Origin of the sequence: Staphylococcus petrasii, from assembly GCF_002902565.1 — a bacterium.
GTDB classification, from domain to species: Bacteria; Bacillota; Bacilli; order Staphylococcales; family Staphylococcaceae; genus Staphylococcus; species Staphylococcus petrasii.
The window spans coordinates 1-9,201 of record NZ_PPRC01000023.1; the positions used below are offsets into that span (position 1 = coordinate 1).

A 9,201-nucleotide genomic window follows, 5' to 3' on the forward strand; every position below is an offset into this window, starting at 1 on the left:
ATGAATATATTTATAATGATTAAATAACCATAATCATTAAATTATTATGATATTATTAATTTTTATTTGGAAAATGTGGGACTAAGAAGTTTCACTAGGAGTATTTTTCAAAATCGATTTTTTCTAAGGAAAAAGTTATAATATATAGGACATTGTCAATTTTAAAGAGGTATTTAAATGACTAAACATGAACAAATAATAGCGTATATTGAATCGTTAAAAATCGGTCAAAAAATTTCGGTTCGAAAAATAGCGAAAGTGATGAATGTATCTGAAGGTACTGCTTATAGAGCGATTAAAGATGCTGGTCAATTAGGATTGGTAACAACGATTGATAGGGTTGGTACTGTACGTATTGACAAGAAAAATCGTGAAGAAATTGAAAATTTGACGTTTAACGAAATCCTTAAAATTATCGATGGAGAAGTTATCGGTGGTAAAAATGGTTTGAGCAACAGTGTATCGAAATTTGCGATAGGCGCAATGGAACTTAAAGATGTCGTTAAGTATATCAGTCATCAGACATTGCTCATTGTAGGGAATCGACCTGATGTGCAATTAGAAGCTTTAAAAAAAGGTAGTGGGGTACTCATTACTGGGGGCTTTAAAACGTCTCAAAAAATAATCGATTATGCTGATAAACATAATTTACCAATATTATCCTCTAATTATGATACGTTTTTAGTAGCGAATATTATTAATAGAGCGATGTACAATCAAATGATACGTAAAGAAATCTTAGTCGTAAATGATATTGTTAAACCTATTAATGATATGACGGTTGTGTTTGATGAAATGGGTTTAGAGGATTATAAAGCACGTGCGAAAGTGACCGGGCATTCGCGTTTTCCAGTAGTGGATAAAAATTGGAAATTAGTGGGGATTATTACTAGTAAAGAAATCATTCACATGCAAGCTGAAGATACGATAAGTAAAGTGATGACTAGAAGACCTATCAATGTAGAATTAACGACGACTGTGGCAAGTTGTGCTCACTTGATGATTTGGGAAGGTATTGAAATTCTGCCGGTAACCACTAAAAATAAAAAAGCAATCGGTGTCATTACAAGAGATGATGTATTAAAAGCGATGCAATTAATTGGTAGACAACCTCAGATTGGTGAAACGATTAATGATCAAATTGCTAAACATATCACTATCACTCAAAATGATATTACAGTAGAAGTTTCTCCATTATTGACGAATCAATATGGCACTTTAAGTAAATCTGTATTTGTAGCAATTATTGAAGAAACGATTAAACATGAGCTACGTAAATTTAAAAAGGTAGACGTAATGATTGAAAGTTTGAATATTATTTATATTAAAACTGTACCGATTGAAACATTCATTAATGTCTCATATAACATGTTAGATGTAGGTAGAAACTTTGCGAAGTTAGAAGTTACCATGATGAGTGGTAACGAAAGAGTAGCGAATGCAATGATCATTTGCCAAATGTTTGAGGACATTTAATTAAAAATTCATGCAGTGTATTTGGGACTGCATTTTCAAAAAATAAAAATTGAGGAGTAATCATTTATGGTAGGAATATTTAACGAAATTATGCATAAAATTGAAGAAGCGGACACAATCATCATTCACAGACATGTTCGACCAGATCCGGATGCGTACGGTTCTCAACTTGGACTAAAATTATATTTGGAACGTAAATTTCCTGAAAAAACAATTTATGCGGTAGGGCAATCAGAAGTCTCTCTAGAATTCATTGGCAGCTTAGATGAAATCGCGGATGAAGTTTATGAAGATGCATTAGTAATTGTGTGTGATACAGCGAATGCGCCACGTATTGATGACCAAAGATTCAATAGTGGAAAAGGGTTAATCAAAATTGACCACCATCCAGCCACGGATCAATATGGCGAAATCAATTATGTGAATACTGAAGCATCATCAACAAGTGAAATTATTTTTGACTTTATTACGCATTTTAATGATTTCAGTATTATTGATGCTGATGTTGCGCGTGTCCTTTATTTAGGTATAGTAGGCGATACTGGCAGATTTATGTTTAATAATACAACACCACATACGATGGAAGTAGCGAGTCAATTATTAAAATTCCCATTCGATCATAATGCAGAATTAAATAAAATGGCGGAAAAAGATCCTAAAGTGATGCCATTCCAAGGCTATATCTTCCAAAACTTTGAGTTGAGTGAAGATCATGCATTTTGCCAAGTGAGAATTACTAAAGAAATATTAGAAGAATATCAATTATTGCCTAATGAAGCATCTCAATTTGTAAATACTGTAGCTGATATTCAAGGTCTAAAAATTTGGGTATTTGCTGTTGATGAGGGCGACCAAATAAGATGTCGCGTACGTTCTAAAGGTATCATCATTAATGATGTCGCTAATCAATTTGGTGGAGGCGGCCATCCGAACGCATCAGGCGTTTCAGTGTATAGTTGGGAAGAATTTGATAAGTTAGCAGAAGCGTTACGTCAGAAATTATAAAAATTATAATTAAAATGAAAGGAAGTCATATATGGTTGCACATCTAAATATTCATACAACGTATGATTTATTATTTTCTAGCTTAAAAATCGATGATGTTGTTAAAAAAGCGCAACAAAATGGTTATGAGGCATTAGCGATAACAGATACGAATGTATTATATGGCTTCCCAAAATTTTATGATGCTTGTCTCGAACATCACATTAAACCGATATTCGGTATGACCATCCACTTATCGAACGGATTATATACCATTGAAACGGTGTTACTTGCCCGAAATAATAAAGGGTTAACCGCTTTATACCAATTATCTTCTGCCATTAAAATGAAAGATAAAGACCTCGTACCTTTAGAGTGGTTACATAAATATAGTGCTGATCTTGCTATCATTTTCAAAGAAGCGCAAGAAGAACATCAATCTATTATTAATGAGTTTGTGGATCATGAAGCGATATATATTAATCATACAAGTAATACATCAATATATGATTTAAAAGTAGTTTGGCTTAAAAATGCTAGATATCTTGATTCGAAAGACATTGATACAATCCCAGCGCTTGAAGCAATCAAGAATAATACAAAGTTAGATTTAGTGAACGATATTGAAGATATTAAGGAACATTTTTTCTCTGAAAATGAATTACAAGAAATGCAATTATCTGAGGAGATTTGGCAGAATACTTCAGAACTTGCAAGTCAATGTACGGCTGAAATTCAATATCATCAAGATTTATTACCTAAATTTGAAACGCCTACTGGTGAAAGCTCTAAAGATTATTTGTGGTCAATATTAGAGCAAAAGTTACAAGAATTTGATTTACATCAAGATGAGCGTTATGTAACACGCTTAAACCACGAATATAAAATCATAACGGATATGGGATTTGAAGATTATTTTTTAATCGTAAGTGACTTAATCCATTATGCTAAAACGCATGATGTTATGGTAGGACCAGGGCGTGGTTCATCAGCAGGGTCTCTGGTTAGTTATTTACTTGGAATTACGACTATCAATCCGATTAAATATAATTTGCTATTTGAGCGTTTTTTAAATCCTGAACGTGTAACGATGCCAGATATTGATATAGACTTTGAAGATACGAGACGTGAAAAAGTCATTCAATATGTTCAAGAAAAATATGGTGAGCATCACGTGTCAGGTATTGTGACATTTGGACACTTGTTGGCGCGAGCAGTAGCTAGAGATGTAGGACGTATTATGGGCTTTGATGATATTACATTGAATGAAATATCTAAACTTATCCCACATCGTTTAGGGATAACGTTAGAAGAAGCGTATCAAAATGACGAATTTAAGCAGTTTGTTCATCGAAACCATCGTCATGAAAAATGGTTTGAAATCAGTCGTAAATTAGAAGGGTTACCTAGACATACTTCTACCCATGCAGCAGGTATTATCATAAACGAAAGACCACTTTATAACTATGTGCCGATAACTACAGGAGACACTGGTTTATTAACTCAATGGACGATGACCGAAGCGGAACGATTAGGCTTATTAAAGATTGACTTCTTAGGGTTACGAAATCTTTCAATTATTCACCAAATTATTACACAAGTAAAGAAAGACTTGAACATCGATATTGATATCGAAAATATTCCTATGGATGATGAAAAAGTATTTGCGTTACTTTCAAAAGGTAATACGACCGGCATTTTCCAATTGGAGTCAGAAGGCGTTAGAAAAGTATTAGTTAGACTTCAACCGGAACACTTTGAGGATATTGTCGCTGTAACGTCATTATATAGACCGGGTCCTATGGAAGAAATACCTACTTATATTTCAAGAAGGCATAACCAAAGTGACATTCAATATTTACATCCTGATTTAGAACCAATTTTAAAACGTACATATGGCGTTATCATCTACCAAGAGCAAATTATGCAAATTGCTAGTCAGTTTGCGAGCTTTAGTTATGGACAAGCGGATATTTTACGTCGTGCAATGAGTAAGAAGAATAGAACTGTATTGGAAAATGAGCGTCAACATTTTGTGAATGGCGCCGTGGAAAATGGCTATGATGAAGCGGTAAGTATACAAATCTTTGATTTAATACTTAAATTTGCTGATTATGGTTTCCCTAGAGCCCATGCAGTAAGTTACTCTAAAATCGCCTATATAATGGCTTATCTTAAAGCACATTATCCTAACTACTTCTATGCCAATATACTCAGTAATGTAGTAGGGAATGAAAGTAAAACTGCAGCAATCATTGATGAAGCTAAAAGTCAAAATTTAAATATTTTGCCACCGGATATTAATAAAAGTCATTGGTTTTATAAAGAGACTGAATCAAATATATATCTATCACTTGGCGCCATTAAAGGTGTAGGTTATCAAAGTGTCAAAAACATTGTAGATGAGCGATATCAAAACGGGAATTTCAAAGACTTCTTTGACTTTGCTAGAAGAATTCCTAAACGTATTAAGACACGTAAATTGCTTGAAGCACTTATTCTAGTTGGGGCATTTGATAGTTTAGGTAAAACACGAGCTACGTTGCTAAGCGCTATTGATCAAGTTTTAGATGAAGTTTCAAATGTAGAACAAGATGATTTTTTATTTGATATGTTGACACCTAAGCAGACGTATGAAGATAAAGAAGAGCTTAGTGACCAAATGATTAGCAATTATGAAAAAGAATATTTAGGATTCTATATTTCAAATCATCCTGTTGAAAAGTTATTCAACAATAAACAATACTTAGGTATTTTCACGTTGAAACATCATATGAATTCTAAACCTATTTTGGTGCAAATTGATAGAATCAAACAGATTCGAACTAAAAATGGTCAAAATATGGCATTTTTAACGCTTAATGATGGTCGCAACAATATAGACGGGGTTATCTTCCCTGATAAATTTAAGCAGTTCGAAACTGTTTTGAAAGAAAATGAAATCTACGTTGTTTATGGCAAATTTGAAAAAAGAAATCAACAAGTTCAATTAGTGGTCAATTATTTAGCTACAATTAATGATTTTGAAGAGAAGCGAATCAAAAAGGCGAATCAAATTATTATTCGAAATGTAACAGAGATTGAGGAAGTTAGACAACATCTTTCAAATAACAAAGAAAATAATATTGAAGTCATGATTTATAATGAATCATCTAATGAAACGATGACATTAGGTTTTATTAAAAGAGAAATGGATTATCTTACGCATTTTATTAATCTGTTTAAACCTAGTGATATAAGAATTGTATAACTTTTATATGTAAAAAAATTGTGATATAGTTAACTGATGATTAATAAGATAAAATCATCAGTTAATTTTATTTTATACACACATTTGAGTTAATATTGAAAATTAGTTGATTACAATTTTAGTTTTAAAAATATAGATTATTAACAGGGGTTGATTTGATGTCTTTAAGAGATGACGCTTTACAAATGCATAAAGAAAATCAAGGTAAATTAGAAATAATGCCTAATGTAAAGGTAACGAATAAAGAAGAATTGAGCTTAGCATATTCACCGGGCGTAGCTGAGCCATGTAAAGAAATTCATGAAGATCCTCGTACTGTATATGACTATACGATTAAAAGAAATACAGTTGCTGTTGTTACAGATGGTACAGCCGTATTAGGTTTGGGAAATATCGGTGCTGCGGCTAGTATTCCAGTTATGGAAGGGAAAGCAGTTTTATTTAAAAGTTTCGCAGGAATTAATGGTGTGCCAATTGCGTTAGATACAACTGACACTGAAGAAATTATTAAAACAGTTAAATTAATTTCTCCAAATTATGGCGGTGTTAATTTAGAAGATATTTCAGCACCTCGTTGTTTTGAAATTGAAGAAAGATTGAAGAAAGAAGCTAATATTCCAGTCTTCCATGATGATCAACATGGTACTGCTATCGTTACAATGGCTGGATTAATCAATGCTTTAAGAATAGTTGATAAAGATTTATCAGATATTAAAGTAGTGCTTAATGGGGCTGGCGCTGCTGGTATTGCAATCGTAAAATTATTAGATGCATATGGCGTTAGAAATATGGTTATGTGTGATTCTAAAGGTGCGATTTATGAAGGACGTTCTTATGGCATGAATGACACTAAAGATTATGTCGCTAAATTTACTAATAAAGATAAAGTTGAAAGTTCTTTAGAAGATGTTATTAAAGACGCAGATGTATTTATTGGTGTATCAGTAGCAGATTTATTATCTAAAGAAATGGTACAAAGTATGGCCGACGATGCTATTATCTTTGCTATGGCTAACCCTAATCCAGAAATTAAACCTGATGATGCTAAAGAAGCGGGCGCTAAAGTGGTTGGTACTGGACGTTCAGATTTCCCTAACCAAATTAACAATGTTCTTGCCTTCCCAGGTATCTTTAGAGGCGCATTAGAAACGGAATCAACTAATATTAATGAAGATATGAAGAAAGCAGCAGTTGAAGCGATTGCTAATTTAATTGAAGAAGATGAATTAAATCCAGATTATTGTATTCCTGGACCTTTCGATAAAAGAGTAGCACCTTCAGTTGCACGTGAAGTTGCGAAAGCAGCAATGGAATCTGGTGTAGCTCGTATTGATGTTGACCCTCAAAAAGTGTACGATAAAACAATGAAATTAACTGATTTAAAATAATAAAAAAGTTATTTAATCCAACTTGTTAAATAATTAAAACAATAACTCAGTTTGTTAAATTTACAGAGAAATTATGAATTAACATCCATTTTGTTCATAGTTTCTCTCTAATATTTTGCAAATGATTAAAGACGCAAATTCAACATTTTTGTAAACTATAAGGTTGTTTGATAGGTTACGTGGAGGTTTACACATGTTTAAAGATTTTTTTAATAGAAGTAGTAAGAAGAAGAAATATTTAACAGTACAAGATTCAAAACAAAATGAAGTACCAGCAGGAATAATGACTAAATGTCCTAAATGTAAGAAAATTATGTATACAAAAGAATTATCCGAAAATTTAAATGTATGCTTTAACTGTGATCATCACATTGCATTACCTGCTTATAAAAGAATTGAAGCGATTTCAGATGAACATACTTTTGAAGAGTTCGATAAAGGAATGACATCTGCTAATCCGTTAGATTTTCCTGGTTACCAAGAAAAGATTGAAAAAGATCAAAAGAAAACAGATTTAAAAGAAGCAGTGGTCACTGGTACTGCGGAATTAGAAGGCATCAAATATGGAATTGCTGTTATGGATGCACGTTTCAGAATGGGTAGTATGGGTTCTGTAGTTGGTGAAAAAATTTGTCGTATTATAGATTACTGTACTGAGCATCGTTTGCCTTTCATCTTATTCTCAGCTAGTGGTGGTGCGAGAATGCAAGAAGGTATCATTTCATTAATGCAAATGGGTAAAACGAGTGTTTCTTTAAAACGTCATTCTGATGCTGGATTACTATACATTTCTTATTTAACGCATCCAACAACGGGTGGTGTTTCAGCAAGCTTTGCTTCTGTAGGGGATATTAATTTAAGTGAACCAAAAGCTTTAATCGGCTTTGCAGGTCGTCGAGTAATTGAACAAACTATTAATGAGAAATTACCGGATGATTTCCAAACTGCTGAATTTTTATTAGAGCATGGTCAATTAGATAAAGTTGTGCATCGTAAAGAAATGAAAACAACGCTTGCTCAAATTTTAAAAATGCACCAAGAGGTGAAACCGAATGCTTGATTTTGAAAAACCATTATTTGATATAAAAAGTAAAATTGAATCTTTAAAAGAATCTCAAGAAAAAAATGATGTAGATTTGCAAGATGAAATTGATTTATTAGAGGCATCACTTGAGAGAGAAACGAAGAAGATTTATACAAATTTAAAACCGTGGGATAGAGTTCAAATTGCACGTTTACAAGAAAGACCTACTACACTTGATTATATTCCTCATATTTTTGATTCTTTCATTGAGTTACATGGAGACAGAAATTTCAGAGATGATCCAGCAATGATAGGTGGCATTGGTTATTTAAATGGACAAGCAGTAACAGTAATTGGACAACAACGTGGTAAGGATACTAAAGATAATATTTATAGAAACTTTGGTATGGCACATCCAGAAGGGTACCGCAAAGCGTTAAGATTGATGAAACAAGCGGAGAAATTTAAGCGTCCTATTTTTACTTTTATTGACACAAAAGGTGCTTACCCAGGTAAAGCTGCGGAAGAAAGAGGTCAAAGTGAGTCTATTGCTAGAAATTTAGTTGAAATGGCTTCACTTAAAGTGCCAGTAATCGCTATTGTTATTGGTGAAGGTGGTAGTGGTGGCGCACTAGGTATCGGAATCTCAAATAAAATATTAATGCTTGAAAATAGTACATATTCAGTTATTTCTCCTGAAGGTGCATCAGCATTATTATGGAAAGATAGTTCACTAGCTAAGATGGCTGCTGAAACGATGAAGATCACTGCTAAAGATTTACATCAATTAAAAGTCGTTGATGAAGTCATTGATGAACCACTAGGTGGCGCTCATAATAATATTGAACAACAAGCTAAAGAAATTAAAGCTGCATTTGTTAAACATTTAGATGAACTAAATAAACAAAGCGCTGAAGAATTAGTTGAAAATAGATTTAATAAGTTTAGAAATATCGGTTCTTACATTGAAAATTAATTTTAGAAACTAGAAATCAATACTTTGATTTCTAGTTTTTTTATATTGAATAAGTTAATTTTAATATATAAAACGTTTACATCAATATAATGCACCTATATTA

At 32.6% G+C, this 9,201-nt stretch carries 6 protein-coding genes; all 6 read left to right on the forward strand.

The genetic code is table 11. The annotated features are described in order from the left end of the window. Positions 1-177: 177 nt before the first annotated feature. The 6 genes from CD127_RS05030 to CD127_RS05055 all read left to right on the forward strand — a co-directional run bounded on the left by CD127_RS05030 (position 178) and on the right by CD127_RS05055 (position 9,098). A complete protein-coding gene (locus CD127_RS05030) occupies positions 178-1,476 on the forward strand; it encodes a DRTGG domain-containing protein (RefSeq protein ID WP_103297993.1) in 1,299 nt (432 codons plus the stop codon). Between the two features lie 66 nt (positions 1,477-1,542). Beyond that, positions 1,543-2,481, forward strand: a complete 939-nt coding sequence (locus tag CD127_RS05035) for a DHH family phosphoesterase (protein WP_103365988.1) — start codon at positions 1,543-1,545, stop codon at positions 2,479-2,481. A gap of 31 nt (positions 2,482-2,512) precedes the next feature. Continuing rightward, positions 2,513-5,710: a DNA polymerase III subunit alpha gene (locus CD127_RS05040; protein ID WP_103365989.1), complete on the forward strand. Its 3,198-nt coding sequence runs from the start codon at positions 2,513-2,515 to the stop codon at positions 5,708-5,710. A 158-nt stretch (positions 5,711-5,868) separates the two neighbouring features. After that, positions 5,869-7,098 (forward strand): NADP-dependent malic enzyme, encoded by a 1,230-nt coding sequence (gene ystJ, locus CD127_RS05045; RefSeq protein ID WP_103365990.1) that lies wholly within the window; start codon positions 5,869-5,871, stop codon positions 7,096-7,098. 193 nt (positions 7,099-7,291) lie between these two features. Beyond that, positions 7,292-8,158 (forward strand): acetyl-CoA carboxylase, carboxyltransferase subunit beta, encoded by an 867-nt coding sequence (gene accD, locus CD127_RS05050; protein ID WP_103298929.1) that lies wholly within the window; start codon positions 7,292-7,294, stop codon positions 8,156-8,158. Beyond that, entirely contained in the window at positions 8,151-9,098 is a 948-nt protein-coding gene (locus CD127_RS05055) for an acetyl-CoA carboxylase carboxyltransferase subunit alpha (protein WP_103298930.1), read from the forward strand. The genes accD and CD127_RS05055 overlap by 8 nt, the downstream gene beginning before the upstream one ends. Positions 9,099-9,201: the final 103 nt, after the last annotated feature.

What these genes read in the sequence shown, in the direction of transcription:
- CD127_RS05040 (WP_103365989.1), top strand. Translation starts at nt 2,513, where the DNA reads ATGGTTGCACATCTAAATATTCATACAACGTATGATTTATTATTTTCT.
- accD (WP_103298929.1), top strand. Translation starts at nt 7,292, where the DNA reads ATGTTTAAAGATTTTTTTAATAGAAGTAGTAAGAAGAAGAAATATTTA.
- CD127_RS05055 (WP_103298930.1), top strand. Translation starts at nt 8,151, where the DNA reads ATGCTTGATTTTGAAAAACCATTATTTGATATAAAAAGTAAAATTGAA.
- ystJ (WP_103365990.1), top strand. Translation starts at nt 5,869, where the DNA reads ATGTCTTTAAGAGATGACGCTTTACAAATGCATAAAGAAAATCAAGGT.
- CD127_RS05030 (WP_103297993.1), top strand. Translation starts at nt 178, where the DNA reads ATGACTAAACATGAACAAATAATAGCGTATATTGAATCGTTAAAAATC.
- CD127_RS05035 (WP_103365988.1), top strand. Translation starts at nt 1,543, where the DNA reads ATGGTAGGAATATTTAACGAAATTATGCATAAAATTGAAGAAGCGGAC.